Below are 18,666 nucleotides of genomic sequence, written 5' to 3' on the forward strand. Positions count from 1 at the left end.
CATTAGCTAACTATTCATCTTTATATTTTATAATTTCATGCTTTCAATTTTTATATCATAAGATAATGGCTTCGGTTACCTTAAAAGGAAATGAAATTAATACCATAGGAACGTTACCATCTACTGGCAGTAAAGCGCCAGAATTTGTGCTCACCAAGAAAGATTTATCATCTATTAAACTCTCTGACTATAAAGGGTCTAGACTGGTTTTAAACATATTTCCTAGTGTAGATACGGGTACTTGCGCAAAATCGGTAAGACAATTTAATGAAGAAGCTACTAAATTGGAGAGTACCATTGTTTTATGTATTTCTAAGGATTTACCTTTTGCACAAACACGATTTTGTGGCGCTGAAGGTATTGATAACGTAGAAATGCTTTCCGATTTTAGGGATGGTAGTTTTGGCAAATCCTATAATCTTGAATTTATAGATGGACCTTTTGTTGGTTTACACTCCAGAGCTGTTGTGGTCTTAGATGAAAATGGTTTTGTACTTTATTCAGAACAGGTTCCTGAAATTGCAGATGAGCCTAACTATAAAGCCGCATTAGAGGCATTAATTAAATAAGAAACCACTGAACAAATGCCAAAAGAATCATTCTTGGTCAATAGATTTAAAAGCATTGGTTTTGCGTTACGTGGAGCCATATTATTAATAAAAACTGAGGCGAGTATAAAAATTCAAGTTTTCATTACCGTTATAATGACATTTGCTGGATTTTATTTTGAGATATCCAATACAGAATGGATACTTCAAATATTCGCAATTGCCTTAGTATTAGGTATTGAAGGTATGAACACCGCGGTTGAGAAAATATCAGATTTTGTGCAACCAGAGTTTGATTCAAAAATTGGATTTATCAAGGACATATCGGCTGGTGCGGTAATGTTGGTATCCATAGCTGCCAGTATTATAGGATGTATTATTTACCTACCAAAGATTTTTTAAAACAACAATGCTCAAGGCAAAATGGCTAAATTTGTATTTTAGCCCCTAGAAGAGAAGATTTCATGGCAAAGAAGGCACGGAAAACAAAGCCAAAAGCAAAATCAGAAACAAAAAGTAAACCATTTAGGTTATCCAAACAGAATAAAATTATTCTTGGTAGCCTGTTAATACTTTTTAGCATAGCACTATTCTTTTCATTTGTTTCCTTTTATTTCACTTGGCAAGATGACCAAAGCCTACTAACAGAATTTAAGGATCGGAATGAAGAGGCTAAAAATCTACTAAACAAATTTGGCGCAAGTATAAGCCACATTTTCGTTTATAAAGGTTTTGGCATAGCCTCACTTATTTTCACTTTTTTACTGTGTCTAACAGGGATTTATATGTTTCTGGGCTTAGATAAAAAAGGCTTATTAAGAAAATGGATATGGGGCCTGATATTCGTTATTTGGATTTCCATTACATTAGGTTTTTTCGCTTATAACAGCCCATTGCTTGGTGGTTTGGTGGGTTATGAAATGAACGATTTTCTTCAAGATTATATTGGTAAAATAGGTGTTTTATTGGTATTGGTTTTTGGATTGATTTTTATTATGGTTCGCCTGTTTAAAATGACTCCCGATAGTGTCGTCAACTTTGTTAAATCTAAAAAACAGGGGCTCTCATCAGAGTTTAAACGCCAAAATAAAGCCGAATCTGATGACATTATAGTACCTACCGAGGAAGAAACTCCTGTAATAATAGACACCTATACCCACAAGACCGAAATACCACACTTAAAAAAGCAAGATACTATTAATGATTTTGAAATTTCCGTACCAGAGGAACCTGAAGAGGAAGAGCAACTGGCTATGGAGGTAGAAAAAATTGTAGAAGAAGTTGAAGAAATAGATTTACTTGCCAATAAACTGGTTGATGATTTTGGAGAATTTGACCCAACCTTGGAATTAGGTAACTACAAGTTCCCAACTATAGAGCTTTTAGACCAACATGGGGTAAGCGGCGGTATTACAATTAACCAAGCGGAACTAGAAGAAAATAAGGACAAAATTGTAGATACGCTTAAGAACTATAAAATTGGAATTGCGCAGATTAAAGCCACAATTGGTCCTACGGTAACCTTATATGAAATTGTACCAGAGGCTGGTATCCGAATTTCTAAAATTAAAAATTTAGAGGATGATATTGCACTGTCACTCGCAGCACTGGGAATACGAATTATTGCGCCAATTCCAGGGAAAGGAACTATTGGTATTGAAGTACCTAATAAAAATGCAACTATAGTTTCCATGCGTTCCGTAATTGCATCAAGTAAATTTCAAAAAGCTGAAATGGAATTACCCATAGCTTTTGGAAAGACCATTAGCAATGAAACGTTTGTAGTAGACCTGGCTAAAATGCCTCACCTATTAATGGCAGGAGCAACAGGGCAGGGTAAATCAGTAGGGTTAAATGCTGTACTGACCTCCTTACTTTACAAAAAGCATCCAGCAGAGGTTAAATTTATACTGGTAGATCCCAAGAAAGTAGAATTAACACTTTATAATAAGATTGAACGTCATTTCCTGGCAAAACTTCCAGATTCCGAAGAAGCGATAATAACAGACAATACCAAAGTAATCAATACATTAAATTCACTTTGTATTGAAATGGACAATAGATATGAACTGTTGAAATTAGCCATGGTTCGTAATCTAAAGGAATACAATACTAAATTCAAGGCACGTAAGCTTAACCCTAACGATGGTCATAAATTTTTACCTTATATCGTTTTGGTCATTGATGAGTTTGCAGACCTGATCATGACCGCTGGTAAAGAGGTAGAAACACCAATAGCCAGATTGGCTCAATTGGCAAGGGCAATTGGGATACATTTGATCGTGGCTACGCAAAGACCATCGGTAAACGTCATAACAGGTATTATTAAGGCAAATTTCCCAGCTCGAATTGCGTTTAGGGTAACCTCAAAGATAGATTCAAGAACCATTTTAGATGCGCAAGGTGCAGACCAACTAATTGGCCGTGGTGATATGCTTTACACACAGGGTAATGATGTTACACGTATCCAATGTGCTTTTGTGGATACTCCAGAAGTAGCGAAGATCACAGAATATATTGGCAGCCAGAGAGCTTATCCAGAAGCACATGAACTGCCAGAATATGTGGGCGAAGATTCTGGCACGAGTGTTGATTATGATATTGCCGATAGGGATAAAATGTTCCGGGAAGCGGCAGAGGTAATTGTCATTGCCCAACAAGGTTCGGCATCATTGATACAGCGTAAATTGAAATTAGGTTACAACCGTGCAGGTAGAATAATTGATCAACTGGAGGCCGCTGGTATCGTTGGTCCTTTTGAAGGCAGTAAGGCAAGACAGGTATTGGTATCGGACATGGTGGCCCTACAACATTTATTAGACAATGAAACAAATTAATAAAGAAATGAAAAAAGTAGTTTTTATATTGGCATTAGTACTCACAACAACCTTGGCAAAGGCACAAGGTGAGGCAAAAGCAAAGGCATTGTTAGATGAGGTTTACAACAAAGTAATGAGTTATGACAACATTGCCGTGGATTTTAAGTTTGACCTTAAAAATACTGAAGCTGGCATAAACCAAGAAACACGTGGAGACGTAACCTTATCTGGCAATAAATATGTTTTTAATTATTTAGGTGCAAAACAACTATTTGATGGCAAAAAAGTATACACCATTGTACCAGAAAACGAAGAGGTTACCATTGAAGACCAATCAGATGATGAAAATGCCATGACCCCATCTAAAATGCTTACTTTTTACAAGGAAGGTCATAAGTACGCTTGGGATATTTTACAAGATGTCCAAGGAAGAAAAATACAGTTTGTAAAGCTTACGCCAATAGATTCAAATTCTGAGATCCAATCTAGATTATTAGGAATCGATGTAGGCACAAAACATATTTACAAATTAATAGAAATAGGAAAAAATGGTACTAAAACCACCATTACTGTTAATTCTTTTAAAACAAATCAACCGTTGTCGTCTACCTTATTTACTTTTGATGCAAATAAATATGAGGAAGAAGGCTACTTCACCATAAGAAATTAGATGGTTTGAGAATATTAGACCGATATATTTTATCAAGGTTTGTATTTAATTTTTTCAGTTCGTTTGTAATATTGATGTTTATCTTCATATTTCAAACGATCTGGCTTTTTATTGATGATTTGGCAGGTAAAGGCTTGGACGTAATTATCATTGGTAAATTTCTCTTTTACTTAATGCCTGATTTAACTGAAAAGGTTTTGCCTTTGACCGTGCTATTATCCTCTATTTTAACCTTTGGTGCTTTTGCTGAAAATTATGAGTTTGCTGCGATGAAAGCTTCTGGAATTTCATTACAAAGAGCCATGTTAAGCCTAATTGTTTTTGTAACCGTTCTTGGGGGTGTTACGTTTTTCTTTGCAAATACAGTGATACCATTGTCCCAGAGAAAAATCTACAACCTAAGGAAAAATATTGCCAAGGTGAAGCCTGCCGCTGTAGTAGCGGAAGGGGTTTTTAGTGATTTTGAGGGCATGAATATTAAGGTGGATGAAAAATATGGTGAGAATGATAGGTACTTAAAAAACGTTATTATTCATATTAAAAATCAGAACAATATAAATAGTACGGTCATAAAATCCAATCAAGGGGAGCTAATTAGTAGCGAAGAATCCGATATTATCCAATTGGTCCTTACAGATGGTCATTATTATGAGGAAGTCAATTCAAAAAATAGCAAATTAAACTATCCTTTTGCAAAAGCAAATTTTGATACGTACATCATGAATATAGAAATTCCTGAACTCAATCAGGAAGATTTAGAGGCAGAACGTGATATAAGTACGGATAAAATGAAAAATATTTCACGTTTATCAAAGGACATAGATTCCTTGAAAACGGATAATTATAATATAGTCAGGGCCTTTTCTAAAAATATTGGGACCAGAATGGGGGTATTTACACCACTGGAACAAAAAGATACCCTTACAGTGCTTAGTGCTGCCATGCTGCAAAAGGATTCAATAAGGAATGCTAAAATAGTATTGATAAAGGCCAATAAGCAAAAACAGGATTCTATCAATAAAGACTTTTTACATTTGTTTCCAGAATGGCAGAAAATGCAAATTATGAGTGCTGCAAAAAATTCAATTACAGGAGTTTTGGGCTCGGTAAAAGGAAAGAAAGACGAAATGCAAAAGCGTTATAAAATATACAACATGCATATTTTATCCCTTCACAATAAATATGCGCTCGCATTTTCATGTATTATTTTGTTTTTTGTTGGCGCACCGTTAGGTGCTATTATAAGAAAAGGCGGGTTGGGCCTACCCATGGTGGTTGCCATAATCCTATTTTTAATTTACTATTTTATAGGTGTATTTGCGAGCAACTATGCCAAAGAAGGAAATATTCACCCAATGCTTGGTGCATGGGTCTCAACAATGATAATGTTACCCTTGGGTATCTTTTTAACCAAAAGGGCTACCGCGGATAAGGGAATGATGAATTTTGGGGTAATAACGGATTTTTTCAAAGGTCTTTTTAAGAAGAAAGATAAAACTATAACTGATGATCACTAGCAAGTTGGAAAGCATAAAATTAAATACAATTGAAGAAGCCATAGCCGATATAAAAGCGGGTAAGGTTATTATAGTTGTAGATGATGAAAATAGGGAAAACGAGGGGGATTTTTTGGCTGCTGCCGAACTAGCCACGCCGGAGGTTGTTAATTTTATGGCCACACATGGCAAAGGACTTATTTGTGCCCCATTAACCGAAGCACGATGCAAGGATTTAGGGTTACATATGATGGTAAGCAATAACACTGACCCCATGGAAACGGCTTTTACCGTATCTGTAGATTTAAGAGGTGCAGGTGTGACCACTGGAATATCTGCTTCTGATAGGGCAAAAACGGTTTGTGCCTTGACAGATGAGATTACAAAACCACATGATTTTGCAAGACCAGGACATATATTTCCCTTGGTGGCAAAGGATGGTGGCGTTTTAAGAAGAACAGGGCATACCGAAGCTGCCATTGATTTTGCTAGACTTGCAGGACTAAAGCCAGCTGGGATCATTGTTGAAATTATGAATGAGGATGGTAGTATGGCACGTTTACCGCAACTTGTTGAAGTTGCCAAAAAATTTGATTTGAAAATTGTTTCCATTGAAGATTTGGTTGCCTATAGAATGGAACATGACAGCCTTATTCATAAGGAAAGTGATTTTGAAATTACAACCCGATTTGGGGAATACAGATTAAGAGCCTATAAACAAACCACTAATAATCACATTCATATTGCTTTGACAAAAGGCAAATGGTCCAGAGAGGAAAAGGTATTGACTAGGATAAATTCTACATTGATCAATAATGATATCTTAGGAACCTTGACCAATAGTCCAGATAAAAAGCTTGAGAACATGTTCAATGCAATAAACATCGAGGGTAAGGGAGCCATAGTTTTCATAAATCAAGATTATGAATCCTTAAATCTACTTTCCAGATTGGCAGAACTGGAGGAACTTCAGAAAAAAGGCATTTACAAAGCACCTAAAATTGAGATGGATAATCGTGATTTTGGAATTGGCGCACAAATACTTCATGATTTAGGCATTACAAAAATGCGATTGCTTACCAATAGTGAACAAACTAAAAGAGTGGGTATTGTTGGGTACGGCCTAGAAATTGTCGATTACGTTACCTATTAAGGTCAATTAAAACAATCTGCAATAGTTTTTGCAATTTTATCAGCTCTTTGCCGTGCTTCTTCTTTCGTCCAGTTTAACTTGATCAGTACAGATATTGTCCTTCCCATCCAATGGTCTGAGGATGAAAAATTAGTTTTAGCATAATCTGGCAACCGATCTTTTACCTCTTTTGGAAGATTACCTAATGAGGTCAAGTTGCTAAGATGTTCCCATTTTCTGTAATAATGCCAATTATTATCAAACCAATAAAAACAACCATCGACTCCATTTTCACCCAATGCCGCATGTACTTTTCTTGTCAATTCTTCACTTGGCAAAAAGAAACTTAAAAATGAATAGTTTTCCACTCCTCCTTCAGGAACGCTCCTAAAGGTAACCCCATTTACTTTTTCCAAACCGGTTCGAATAATTTGATAATGGTTTTTCTGGATTTCCAAAAATGAATCCAATTTTTGCACTTGTGCACAGCCAACAGCAGCATTTAACTCGGATATTCTAAAATTATACCCTAAAAACGGATGACTTTCTGCACCACGGTCACTACCTATATGGTCATGTCCATGGTCTGAGTAATTATCTGCGTTGGTATAATATTCTTTATTATTGGTAATTACCGCACCACCTTCACCACAAGTAATCGTCTTAACATAATCAAAAGAGAAACACCCTAAATCACCATAACTTCCTAATGGCTTCCCTTCAAAACTACCTCCTATTGCCTGACAAGCATCTTCTAAAAGCAATAAACTATGTTCATCACATATTGCTCTCAATACTCTCAAATTGGCCATAGAACCACACATATGTACAGGCATAACCACTTTTGTCCTATCAGTAATGGCATTTTTAACTGCCAGTGGGTCTAAGGTTAGTGTATCATCAATATCAACCAAAATAGGAACGGCACCAATTGCTAGAATAGATTCAAAACTGGCAACAAAGGTAAAGGTTGGCATTATGACCTCATCCCCAGCCCCTACTCCTGCGCTGGCAAGTGCTACAGTTAAAGCTGCAGTGCCACTACTAACGACTTGGGCATATTTAGTTTGCATACGTTTGGCTAGCAAAACCTCTAGTTCCCTAGCTTTCCAATGACCGTTACGCACTCCATCAAAACCATAACGCATCAGAACACCGGAATCCAACACATCTTGAACTTCCTTTTTTTCTTGCTCACCAAATAATTCAAATCCAGGCATATTTTTTTGTCTATCTAAAATTAAAAAAACCACAATTTTACAGCCATTATCACTACCATAACCACTAAAAATGTCTTTATAAATCCATCACCCTTGCTTACAGAAAATCTACTTGCGAACCATGCACCGCTACCGTTGCCAATGGCTAAAATTAAACCAATCTTCCAATTTACAAGGTCATTAAGGATAAAAACCACTAAGGCGGATATCATATACATACAGACCACTGCAACTTTGGTCGCATTTGAACGTACCAAAGACATTCTATTAACATAATGTAAAAAAAGAATCATTAAAAATCCTAGTCCAGCATTTATAAAACCTCCATATATCCCAAAAAGGAAGAAAACAATGATCCCCAACCAAAGGTACTTCCCAGTTAGTCTTTCTTCCACTACTTGAAGGCTTAATTTAGGTCCAAAAACTATCAAACAGACTACACCGATCATAATGATAGCTAATATTTGTTTGAATAAGTCCCCAGTGATATCTACGGCAATATATGCCCCAATAATAGAGCCTAAAAATGCGGAAATTCCTAAATAAACATTGAAAGGATACGTAGAAACCCCTTTGCTTTTAAAACCTGCTGTCGCAATGGCCGTCTGTATCACAATGGCTACCCTATTTGTTCCGTTTGCCAAGTTAGCGGGTAACCCTAAAAATATGAGTACCGGTAGAGATAGTAAGGATCCGCCGCCTGCTACTGTATTAATGAAACCAACGGCAAAACCAACAACAATCAACAATAGATAATGGTACCATTCTTCCATCTTGTAAAAATAAGTCTTGCCCAGGAAATGAATACGTAAAAAATGGGATTCCTACCCTTTATTTATCTTGACCCGTAAATAAATTATATATTATTTGCTTTTCCCCTAAAGTAAACTCCTTGGATTCAAACCAATCATGGGCCTTAATTTTTTCATTCTCTAACTGCGCTTTTCTTATAGCGGAAAGGGAAACCAAATGCCAGTGCATCCCTTTTTTTCTTGATACGGAATAACCAACATCCTCTGTGATATAGGAAACTTTTGGCTGATTAATAAGTTTTACTCCATTTTTAAGAATAGCCATGGTTTTAGTCAACCCAACCACCTCGGAAAATGAATATCTGATAAAATCTGTAAAACCGTTCTGGGTTGTGTTATATACTTTATCCCCAATCTTAAGTTGTTCCATACATTTAAAAAAGCGCAAAAATAACCGTTGGTATACCCATCACGGCGTTAAAATGCCCTCTAATTATCAACAAAAAAACAAAACCATCAAAACAAGATGTAAGCTGCTTATTTCCAGTTTTTTAAATAAAATGAGACAAAGAGTACAAATACAATACTATTTTTTTAAATTTGTTGCAGTGAGTAAACTTTTCGCCATATCATTTTCATTTGTCCTATTGCTCCAAAGCTTTGGGCTTCATTTTAATGACCTTGTTCAAATAGATGAGTTTATTGAACATGCCCAATTTCATAGCGAACAGTATGGTGACAATGTTATAGTTTTTATTTCTAAACACTATGGCGAATTGAAGGCTGCCCATGAACAGGAACATCAAGAAGAGCAAGAAGACCACGAACAATTGCCTTTTCAACATCACTGTCAGTTAACCTCTTTAGTGGTTTTTAACGTAAATGCTATTGCTTCCACTATTAAGTCCCCTGTAAACTTGGAATTAAGCACTACTAACTTTCATTACCAAGCGCCTTCCTCATCATTACATACACGAGGTATTTTGCAGCCCCCCCGGCAATCATAAATAAATTAGACGATTCTTTTTAAAACACCATATCAATGTAATTGAGTATGGATTATTAACGTTGATTATTTTATGAAAAATGTTATCCCAACTTATCAATTTTAGTATAAGGAACAAATTTATTGTTCTGTTATTCACCTGTTTTATAATAGGATGTGGATTGTATTCCTTATCCCAAATTCCTATTGGCGCTGTTCCTGATGTTACCAACAACCAGGTTCAGGTAATAACCACATCGCGCAACCTTTCAACACAAGATATTGAGCAATTCATAACCTATCCAGTGGAATTGGAGATGGCTAATTTACCTGGTGTTGTAGAAATTCGTTCTGTTTCCAAATTCGGATTATCGGTGGTTACCATTGTCTTTGAAGACAATATGGGCACCTACTTACCTAGACAATTGATAGCCGAAAAGATTAAATCTGCCTCTGAGAAAATACCACAAGGCTTTGGCACGCCAGAAATGGGCCCTATTACTACTGGTTTGGGAGAAATTTACCAATATATCCTTGATGTAGAACCAGAGTATAAGGACCAATATAACGCGGAAGAACTGAGGACCATTCAAGATTGGATTGTAAAAAGGCAGTTATCTGGTATTCCCGGAGTTATTGAAGTAAACACTTGGGGTGGATTTTTAAAACAATATGAAGTGGCTATCAATACAGAAAAGCTGAACGCCATGGACATTACGGCAACAGAAGTTTTTTCTGCTTTGGAACAGAACAACAGCGTTGCTGGTGGCGGTTATATAGAAAAAGTAAATCAGGCCTACTTTATAAGAGGTGAAGGACTGGTAACATCTTTAAGGGATATTGAAAATATCGTTGTAAAAAATACAAGTAGCATCCCCGTCTACATAAGGGATGTTGCAAAAGTGGGCTTTGGAAACGCCACAAGGTTTGGTGCTATTACAGGAAATGGGGAAGGTGAGAAAGTACTTGGCCAGGTAATGATGTTGAAGGGTGCCAATTCTAAAAAAGTAATTGAAGCGGTAAAAGAACGTGTGGCAACAATAGCTCAATCTTTGCCAGAAGGCGTGTATATCAATGCTTTCTTGGATAGAAGTGAGCTCATTGCCAAAACAACATTTACTGTTACCGAAAATCTAATTTTAGGTTGTTTGATAGTGATTTTTGTAGTCGTACTGCTTTTAGGCAATTTTAGGTCTGGCTTGGTGGTGGCATCGGTTATTCCGCTTTGTTTGCTTTTTGCCCTATCCCTAATGTATATTTTTGGGGTGGATGCAAATCTTATGAGCCTAGGTGCAATTGATTTTGGGATAATAATCGATGGTGCCGTAATTATAGTAGAATTTATTGCTTTTCAAATTACACGACAGAAATCTGAATTGGACGCTTTAACAAACAATGAAAAGCAAGTTTTAAAAGACAAGATTACCTTTAATGGTGCTACCAAAATGATGAATTCGGCCATTTTTGGCCAGCTGATCATTCTTATCGTATTTATTCCCATTCTTTCCTTAAGTGGTGTTGAAGGTAAAATGTTCAAACCCATGGCACTTACGTTTAGCTTTGCCCTATTAGGTGCCATGTTGTTATGTTTTACCTATGTACCGGTAATAGCATCCATTTTCTTGAAGCCTGTAAAAGTGAGCGATAAAAATGTTTCTGTTAGATTAATGAAGTGGTTAAATAAGCGATATGAACCTATAATTCATTGGGCCTTAATTCATAAACAAGTTGTTTTAGGTATTGCCACCGCCTTATTGGCCTCTTCAATTTACTTATATGCTACTATGGGTTCAGAATTTGTACCCACTTTAGATGAAGGTGATTTTGTAATTCAACCTGTGTTAAAAACGGGTACATCCCTTAGCAATACCGTGGAAATTACAACAGAAATAGAAAATATTCTGCTAAACAATTTTCCGGAAATTAATCAAGTGGTAACGCGTATTGGTGCTGCAGAAGTGCCTACAGACCCTATGTCTATGGAGGAAAGCGATGTTATCATTGTTTTAAAACCCAAAAGCGAGTGGACCTCTGCCTCTTCCAAAGATGAATTGGCCGATAAATTTAAAGAGGCATTAGCCGTAATTCCGGGTATGGAGGTAGAATTTACACAACCCATAGAAATGCGGTTTAATGAGCTTATCACTGGTGTGCGAGCAGATATCGCCATTAAAATATTTGGTGAGGATTTAGATATTCTTGCTAAAAAGGGGAATGAGATTGGGGCGTTAATAAGGGATGTACCAGGGGCTGCAGATGTTTCTGTAGAAAAAATTGTGGGCCTACCTGAAATGAACGTCACCTATAATCGCTCAAAAATTGCTAGGTACGGTTTAAATATCCAGCACTTAAATGATATGATATCCATGGGTTTTGCCGGAAAAGTTGCGGGAAACATTTTTGAGGGCGAAAAGAATTTTGACCTTGTCTTGAGGTTAGATAAAGCAAAACGCATGGATATCAACAATATAAAAAATCTATACATAGATCTTCCAAATGGAGGTAAAATACCATTAAGCGAACTAGCAGAAATTACACTTAAAAAAGGTGCCGCTAAAATATCAAGGGATGACACTAGACGAAGGATAGTAGTGGGCGTCAATGTCCGTAATAGGGATTTGCAATCGGTAGTGGATGACATCCAGGCACTCATAAACAATAATGTAAAACTACCCGTGGGATACACCATTACGTACGGAGGACAATTTGAAAACCTACAAAGTGCAAAATCCAGATTAATGATTGCCGTGCCGATTGCCTTGGTGCTTATATTCATTCTATTATACTTCGCTTTTAAATCTGTTAAAGAAGCCCTCATGATCTATTCTGCCATACCCTTGGCTGCCGTAGGTGGCATTCTACTATTATGGATCAGGGACTTGCCATTTAGTATCTCCGCTGGCGTAGGTTTCATTGCGTTGTTCGGTATAGCTGTTTTAAATGGCATTGTTCTAATTGAACATTTTAAGGAATTAAAAAAAGAAGGATTTGAAGATATGGAGACTTTAATAAAGCAAGGCACAAAAGATAGGTTACGGGCCGTGCTCCTTACTGCATCTGCTGCTGCCCTGGGATTCTTGCCTATGGCTATTTCCACAAATGCAGGTGCAGAGGTACAAAGGCCGTTGGCAACCGTGGTCATTGGTGGTCTAATTACAGCTACATTGTTAACAATGGTCGTTTTACCGGTTTTGTATGCCTATTTATACAATAAACCAGCAGCAGAAAATGCCCATAAAACAAAGGTGATAAAAGGAATTGGATTGTTAATTTTAATCTTGTCACCGAATTTAAAAGCTCAAGAAACACCAAAAAATTTAAGTGAATTAATGCCATTGGCAATAGAAAATAATGCTGGGCTTAAAGCGTATAAACTACAATTAGAGCAATCCGGTATTTTGATAAACAGTGCTTTTGACTTTGAAAAAACAAATATTTACTATGAGTTTGATGAAAACAATTTAGCACCAAACAATGAGCCCTTACGGGTAATTGGTGTGCAACAGAACTTCCAATTTCCCACGGTTTACTTTTCTGAAAAGAAAGTGAACAAAGCGAAATATAGTTTAGTAGAAAGCAAATATCTTATTCAGAAAAAAGCATTGGAACGGCAAGTCACCAATGAATACTATGCCTATCAGATTGCTAATGAAAAGGTATTGGTCTATAAGGTTTTGGACAGCCTGTATTTGAGCTTTGCCCATATTGCAAAAAGGCGTTTTGAACTAGGTGAGACCAATTATTTGGAAAAAATAACAGCCAGCTCAAAACAAAAACAAATACAATTAAAATTCTCCGATGCAAAGAAAAATGTAACCATTGCACGCGAGGTGCTTCTTAGTTCTATACAAGCAAAAGACACTATAATCATAGCAAATACAACGCAGCTAAAAATCCCTATGCAACTGCCAGATATGGAAAACAGCCCCGAAATGGTTTATTATCAAAATCAAGAATCCTTTTTAAGGGCAAATCGTGGTCTTGAAAAACAAAAATTATTGCCTGATATTGGAATAAATTATTTTCAGGGTACCAACTCCCAATTAAATGGAAATTTATACGGCTATCAACTTGGGGTTAAAATCCCTTTATTTTTCAGTGGTCAATCTTCCAGAATAAAAAGTGCTCGAATGGCTCAAGATATTTCAAAGGAGGAATCCACAGCTTACGAGATTCAAATAAACTCCAAATTACAAAGTCTTATTGCCAGTTGGACTACACTTTCTGAATCTTTGGCATACTATGAAAATGAAGGAAAATTACTTTCAGATGAAATATTAAAAACAGCAAATAGTGCTTTCAAGAATGGGGAAATAGACTTTTTCCAATATATACAAAGTCTTGAAAGCGCTTATGAGCTAAAATTAGACTATTTGGATAAGCTCAACGAATACAACCAAACAGTCATTTCCATTAATTACCTAACATTATAAACTTTAGATGATGTACATACATAACTATAAAATAACTCTAATAAGCCTTGTTTTTATTTTTTTTGGCTGTTCCGATAAAGAAAAAAGCAAAGCAGAACTTACTAAAGAAACAGTAAACGAAACCCCATCCCAAGTTTTAATTACCCAAGAGCAATTTGATCAATTACAAATGGAAATTGGGGGGTTGGAAGAAAAGTCATTTTCTAAAAAAATCAGTGTTAATGGTATGATTGATGTACCGCCAGAAAACAGGGCCGTAGTAAATGCAACCATGGGTGGTTATATTAAAACCACACCATACCTTATTGGGGACCAAGTAAAAAAAGGTCAGATACTAGTTACACTGGAAAATCCTGAATATATATCACTACAACAAAACTATTTAGAGGTTCATGAACAACTCGCCTATTTAAAGGCAGAATATGAGCGACATAAGATTATGCAAGCAGAGCAGATTACCTCCCAGAAAAATTTTCTGAAAGCTGAAAGTGACTATCGCTCCGCTGTTGCCAAACATGAGGGCTTAAAAAAACAACTTGGCATGTTGAACATTGTTCCGGCCAATGTTGAGGCAGGCAACATAGCCTCAACGGTAACGATTACTGCCCCAATAACGGGTAGTATCACAAAGGTAAATGTTAGCAAGGGTACTTATGTTTCACCAGCTACCTCTATTCTAGAGATTATTGACAATGACCACATTCATTTAGAGCTATCGGTCTTTGAAAAGGATATTATGAAAATCTCCAAAGGGCAACCCATTGAATTTAGTATTCCAGAAGCCTCAAAAAACACATTTAACGCTAAAGTCCATCTTGTTGGTACTTCAATAGATGAGAACAGGACTATTAAGGTACATGGCCATTTAGAAGATGAATCCAAAGTTAATTTCTTGACCGGCATGTTCGTGGAAGCGAATATCATAACTGATTCTACAAGTGCCATAGCGCTGCCGGACAGTGCTATTATTGAAGTAGATGGCACACCTTTTGTATTACAATTCGATAAAAAATTGGACAACACCTATTATTTTAACCAAAAGGAAGTTAAAATAAAAGAAAGCTACAATGGTTATACAAGGATTGAAAATGCATTGGATTTTGAAAAAGAAAGTAATTTCTTGACTAAAGGTGTTTATAATTTGTTGGGCGACTAAAAAACCATAAAAGTAACTTACCTTTTTTGAAAGGATTTAGATTTTTCAATGACTAGTAATGAGTAGTATCATATTTAATATTTAAAATGAACAAAGGAATAATACATATTACATTAGTTGTGTTAATGGGTTTAAATACCCTATTTGCACAAGACTGGCAACAAGATATTAGCAAAGCAAAAGAAATTGCCACTAACGAAAACAAGCCCATTATATTGGTCTTTCAGGGGTCAGATTGGTGTGCCCCATGCATAAAACTAGACCGTGAAGTATGGAGTACCGATTTTTTCAAAAACTATGCTAACGAGCATTTTGTTATGTTGCAGGCCGATTTCCCTAGGAGAAAAAGTAATGCCTTACCAGAAGCACAGGCAAAAGCGAATGCACAATTAGCTGGAATGTATAATAAGAATGGTATTTTCCCCTTTGTTGTAGTTTTAGATAAAAATGGTAAAGTTTTAGGCGAAACCAGTTACAAAAAAATGAGTGCCCAAGCCTATGTTGAAGAACTAAACCGATTTATAAAATAGTTTGAAAAACCTTTTCACATTTTTTATTTTGCTCATATCTGCGGTTGGCATTTCGCAGCAAACCTATAATCGAACCCAAAAACTAATGGGTAGCAGGTTTGATCTTACCGTGGTAGCCAAAGATTCCGCTCAAGCAAATGCCTTTATTGATATTGCGGTTGGGGAAATCAAACGAATAGAACAATTAATATCATCTTGGGACCCCAATTCACAAACTTCAAAAATTAATGCTAACGCAGGTATTACACCAGTAATAGTTGACAGTGAACTTTTTGATTTAATTAAGAGGGCTCAGGGTATTTCAAAACTAACGGATGGTGCTTTTGATATTAGTTATGCATCCATGGATCGTATTTGGAAATTTGATGGCAGTTTAAGCAAAATGCCCACCGAAGAAGAAGTCTTAAATTCTGTGGCTAAAGTTGGGGCAGGACATATTTTGTTAAATGCAAGTGAAACCAGCGTATTCTTAGAGCTAAAAGGAATGAAGATTGGTTTTGGTGCCATAGGAAAAGGATATGCCGCCGATAAAGCCAAAGAACTTTTAATACAACATGGGGTAACGGCAGGTATCATAAATGCTTCTGGCGATATGAATACTTGGGGCAAACAACCTAACGGCGAAGATTGGAAGGTTGCCATTACCAACCCTATGGATAAAAATAAAGTATTTGCCTTGTTGCCAATCACCAATGGTGCCGTGGTAACCTCCGGGGATTATGAAAAATTTGTAGAATTTGACGGAAAACGATATTCACATATTATCGATCCTAGAACCGGATATCCATCTATCGGTATAATAAGTGTGACGGTATTTGCACCAAAGGCGGAACTGGCAGATGCTTTGGCCACTTCCGTTTTTGTTATGGGTAAGGAAACTGGAATTGATCGCATTAATCAGTTACCAAATGTGGAATGTATCATTATTGATGATAAGGGAAATATTACCACATCCAAACATATTGAAATTGAAAAATTATGAGTAAAAGAATTCTGATACTTGTCTTAACTATCGGTTTTTTAAGTAGCTGCGTAGTTGTTAAGGAATATGAAAAAGTAAATATCAATGACCCTGATATGATTCTAGCAGATAAAAAATGTGACAGAAATGTTACTACCATGCATTCGTATAGGGAAGCTGCAGCTGGAGGTAATGGAGGTAAAACCGGTGGAGGTTGTGGTTGTAACTAAGTATAAAGATTGATTTTACACGATATGAAAACATCAAAATATATTTACTCAATTTTTATGGTAATGATGGCGTTTGCCACTTTTGCCCAACAAGACAACAACGATGGTACTGGGTATAAAAAACGGGTGTTGGAGACAACAGAAGTTGATTTCCTAAGTAGTTATTATTCCCAAAATGGGGACAATGCCGCTGTTAGTGGAGGTATTGGCACAGAGGAACTTACAGATGTAACCGGAACATTTGTGGTATCCATTCCGTTAAATGATGACGATATACTTACCATAGACGCTGGCGTATCTGCCTATACCTCTGCATCATCCAGTAATATAAATCCTTTTGATGGCGGTCAGCAAGCAGATGCGTTTATAGCCAGTTCTGGGGCTTCGAGTTCAGATACTTGGGCCAACCTATCAGGTTCTTATGTACACAGTTCTGATGATAGAAATACGATTGTGTCGGCCAATCTATCTATCTCATCGGAATATGATTATTTTTCTTTGGGTTTTGGTGGGGGCTTTACCAAAATGTTTAATGAGAAAAACACAGAACTAAGTGCGAAGGCCAGTATTTATCTAGATACATGGAATGCTATTTATCCAACGGAATTAAGGCCTTTTGCCCAAAACGGAAGTGGTTCGTTTAGACCATCGGAAATAACGGGCAACACTAATTACAACCCAAATTTTAATAGGTTTGATAGTGAAGGTAGAAATTCCTATTCGGTAGGTCTTGGATTCTCACAGATTTTGCATAAAAACGTTCAAGGTTCTTTGGCTGTAGATTTCGTACAGCAACAAGGTCTACTTTCTACCCCTTTTCAGCGTGTATATTTTAACGATATTGCAGATTCCTTTATTGAGAACTTTCAGCTAGCGGACGATATAGAAAGATTACCGGACAGCCGTTTTAAAGTGGCGGTAGGTGGTAGGTTAAATTGGTTTTTGAATGAACTGATCACCGTAAGAACTTTTTATCGCTATTATTTTGATAATTGGGGAGTAAACTCCCATACCGCAAGTATAGAGATTCCTGTAAAAGTAACCGATAAGTTCACGGTATATCCCTCCTATAGATTTTATAATCAAACAGCGGCAGACTACTTTGCTCCGTATGAAACACATATATCCACGGAAGTATTTTACACCTCCGATTATGACCTTTCTAAATATGCTGCCAATCAAATTGGTTTCGGTGTTTCGTACACAGATATATTTACCAAGGCACATATCTGGAAATTTGGTTTAAAGAGCATCGATTTAAAATTCTATAAATACGACAGGGACACCACCTTTAGCTCAAGCATTATTACCACTGGTTTTAAATTTGTGATGGATTAAGGTAAGACAAGTTTAATTTCATCATAGTAACAACCCAGTAGCAATACATTATTTCAATTAGAGGATTATTGCGAATAATCAGGTCATTGAGTATAGTAGAAATGACACTATAATCACGGAGTTTATTTAGAACACTTATTACTCATTTGGCAAAAGCTAAAGCTTAAAAAAACAAAAAACCCAAAACTTTCGTTCCGGGTTTTTTTTGCGGAGAAAGAGGGATTCGAACCCCCGGAGGTGTGACCCTCAACAGTTTTCAAGACTGCCGCATTCGACCACTCTGCCATTTCTCCTAATGCGGCTGCAAATATAGAAAGCTTTTTCTTTCTAATAAAGCGTTTTCAATAATTTAATTTGAAATACATGTAAAATATTTACTGATAGTTTTTGGGTATT

At 36.5% G+C, this 18,666-nt stretch carries 16 protein-coding genes and 1 tRNA gene; 13 read left to right on the plus strand and 4 right to left on the minus strand.

Features of this window, described 5'->3' with window-relative positions; translation table 11 throughout:
• Positions 1-65 precede the first annotated feature (65 nt).
• The 6 genes from tpx (at position 66) to ribB (ending at position 6,686) form a co-directional block, all read left to right on the plus strand.
• Entirely contained in the window at positions 66-569 is a 504-nt protein-coding gene (gene tpx, locus ACOCEA_RS14360) for a thiol peroxidase (RefSeq protein WP_420756956.1), read from the plus strand.
• 15 nt (positions 570-584) lie between these two features.
• Positions 585-950: a diacylglycerol kinase gene (locus ACOCEA_RS14365; protein WP_420756957.1), complete on the plus strand. Its 366-nt coding sequence runs from the start codon at positions 585-587 to the stop codon at positions 948-950.
• Positions 951-1,012: 62 nt separating this feature from the next.
• Complete coding sequence (locus ACOCEA_RS14370; RefSeq protein ID WP_420756958.1) at positions 1,013-3,385, plus strand: DNA translocase FtsK; 2,373 nt, start codon at positions 1,013-1,015, stop codon at positions 3,383-3,385.
• Positions 3,386-3,392: 7 nt separating this feature from the next.
• On the plus strand, positions 3,393-4,037 hold the full coding sequence (gene lolA1 / locus ACOCEA_RS14375) for an outer membrane lipoprotein periplasmic chaperone LolA1 (RefSeq protein ID WP_420756959.1): 645 nt from the start codon (positions 3,393-3,395) through the stop codon (positions 4,035-4,037).
• 74 nt (positions 4,038-4,111) lie between these two features.
• Complete coding sequence (locus ACOCEA_RS14380; protein ID WP_420756960.1) at positions 4,112-5,554, plus strand: LptF/LptG family permease; 1,443 nt, start codon at positions 4,112-4,114, stop codon at positions 5,552-5,554.
• On the plus strand, positions 5,544-6,686 hold the full coding sequence (ribB, locus tag ACOCEA_RS14385; RefSeq protein WP_420756961.1) for a 3,4-dihydroxy-2-butanone-4-phosphate synthase: 1,143 nt from the start codon (positions 5,544-5,546) through the stop codon (positions 6,684-6,686). The genes ACOCEA_RS14380 and ribB overlap by 11 nt, the downstream gene beginning before the upstream one ends.
• Positions 6,687-6,688: 2 nt before the next feature.
• On the opposite strand, the gene ACOCEA_RS14390 is transcribed toward ribB, so the two are convergent.
• Genes ACOCEA_RS14390 through ACOCEA_RS14400 form a run of 3 tightly spaced genes read right to left on the minus strand, consistent with a single transcriptional unit; the run spans position 6,689 to position 9,067 of the window.
• Positions 6,689-7,885 (minus strand): DegT/DnrJ/EryC1/StrS family aminotransferase, encoded by a 1,197-nt coding sequence (locus ACOCEA_RS14390; protein ID WP_420756962.1) that lies wholly within the window; start codon positions 7,883-7,885, stop codon positions 6,689-6,691.
• Between the two features lie 20 nt (positions 7,886-7,905).
• Positions 7,906-8,658 carry a sulfite exporter TauE/SafE family protein gene (locus ACOCEA_RS14395; protein ID WP_420756963.1) on the minus strand — a complete coding sequence of 251 codons (753 nt, stop codon included), beginning with the start codon at positions 8,656-8,658 and terminating at the stop codon, positions 7,906-7,908.
• A gap of 58 nt (positions 8,659-8,716) precedes the next feature.
• Positions 8,717-9,067, minus strand: a complete 351-nt coding sequence (locus ACOCEA_RS14400; protein WP_420756964.1) for a pyruvate kinase — start codon at positions 9,065-9,067, stop codon at positions 8,717-8,719.
• Between the two features lie 178 nt (positions 9,068-9,245).
• Between ACOCEA_RS14400 and ACOCEA_RS14405 the strand changes: the two genes are divergently transcribed.
• The 7 genes from ACOCEA_RS14405 to ACOCEA_RS14435 all read left to right on the plus strand — a co-directional run bounded on the left by ACOCEA_RS14405 (position 9,246) and on the right by ACOCEA_RS14435 (position 18,270).
• A complete protein-coding gene (locus tag ACOCEA_RS14405; protein WP_420756965.1) occupies positions 9,246-9,644 on the plus strand; it encodes a hypothetical protein in 399 nt (132 codons plus the stop codon).
• Positions 9,645-9,723: 79 nt separating this feature from the next.
• Positions 9,724-14,055 carry a CusA/CzcA family heavy metal efflux RND transporter gene (locus ACOCEA_RS14410; protein WP_420756966.1) on the plus strand — a complete coding sequence of 1,444 codons (4,332 nt, stop codon included), beginning with the start codon at positions 9,724-9,726 and terminating at the stop codon, positions 14,053-14,055.
• Positions 14,056-14,062: 7 nt separating this feature from the next.
• Positions 14,063-15,211 (plus strand): efflux RND transporter periplasmic adaptor subunit, encoded by a 1,149-nt coding sequence (locus ACOCEA_RS14415; protein ID WP_420756967.1) that lies wholly within the window; start codon positions 14,063-14,065, stop codon positions 15,209-15,211.
• Between the two features lie 86 nt (positions 15,212-15,297).
• Positions 15,298-15,741, plus strand: a complete 444-nt coding sequence (locus tag ACOCEA_RS14420; protein WP_420756968.1) for a thioredoxin family protein — start codon at positions 15,298-15,300, stop codon at positions 15,739-15,741.
• Between the two features lies 1 nt (position 15,742).
• Positions 15,743-16,723, plus strand: a complete 981-nt coding sequence (locus ACOCEA_RS14425) for an FAD:protein FMN transferase (protein WP_420756969.1) — start codon at positions 15,743-15,745, stop codon at positions 16,721-16,723.
• Positions 16,720-16,932, plus strand: coding sequence for a DUF4266 domain-containing protein (locus ACOCEA_RS14430; protein WP_420756970.1), 213 nt, complete (start codon positions 16,720-16,722; stop codon positions 16,930-16,932). The genes ACOCEA_RS14425 and ACOCEA_RS14430 overlap by 4 nt, the downstream gene beginning before the upstream one ends.
• A 57-nt stretch (positions 16,933-16,989) precedes the next feature.
• Positions 16,990-18,270: a DUF3570 domain-containing protein gene (locus ACOCEA_RS14435; protein ID WP_420757058.1), complete on the plus strand. Its 1,281-nt coding sequence runs from the start codon at positions 16,990-16,992 to the stop codon at positions 18,268-18,270.
• A 208-nt stretch (positions 18,271-18,478) separates the two neighbouring features.
• Here the strand turns inward: ACOCEA_RS14435 and ACOCEA_RS14440 are convergent.
• Positions 18,479-18,563: transfer RNA gene (locus ACOCEA_RS14440), tRNA-Ser, on the minus strand.
• Positions 18,564-18,666: the final 103 nt, after the last annotated feature.

Origin of the sequence: Maribacter luteocoastalis, from assembly GCF_048890225.1 — a bacterium.
Lineage (GTDB): Bacteria > Bacteroidota > Bacteroidia > Flavobacteriales > Flavobacteriaceae > Maribacter > Maribacter luteocoastalis.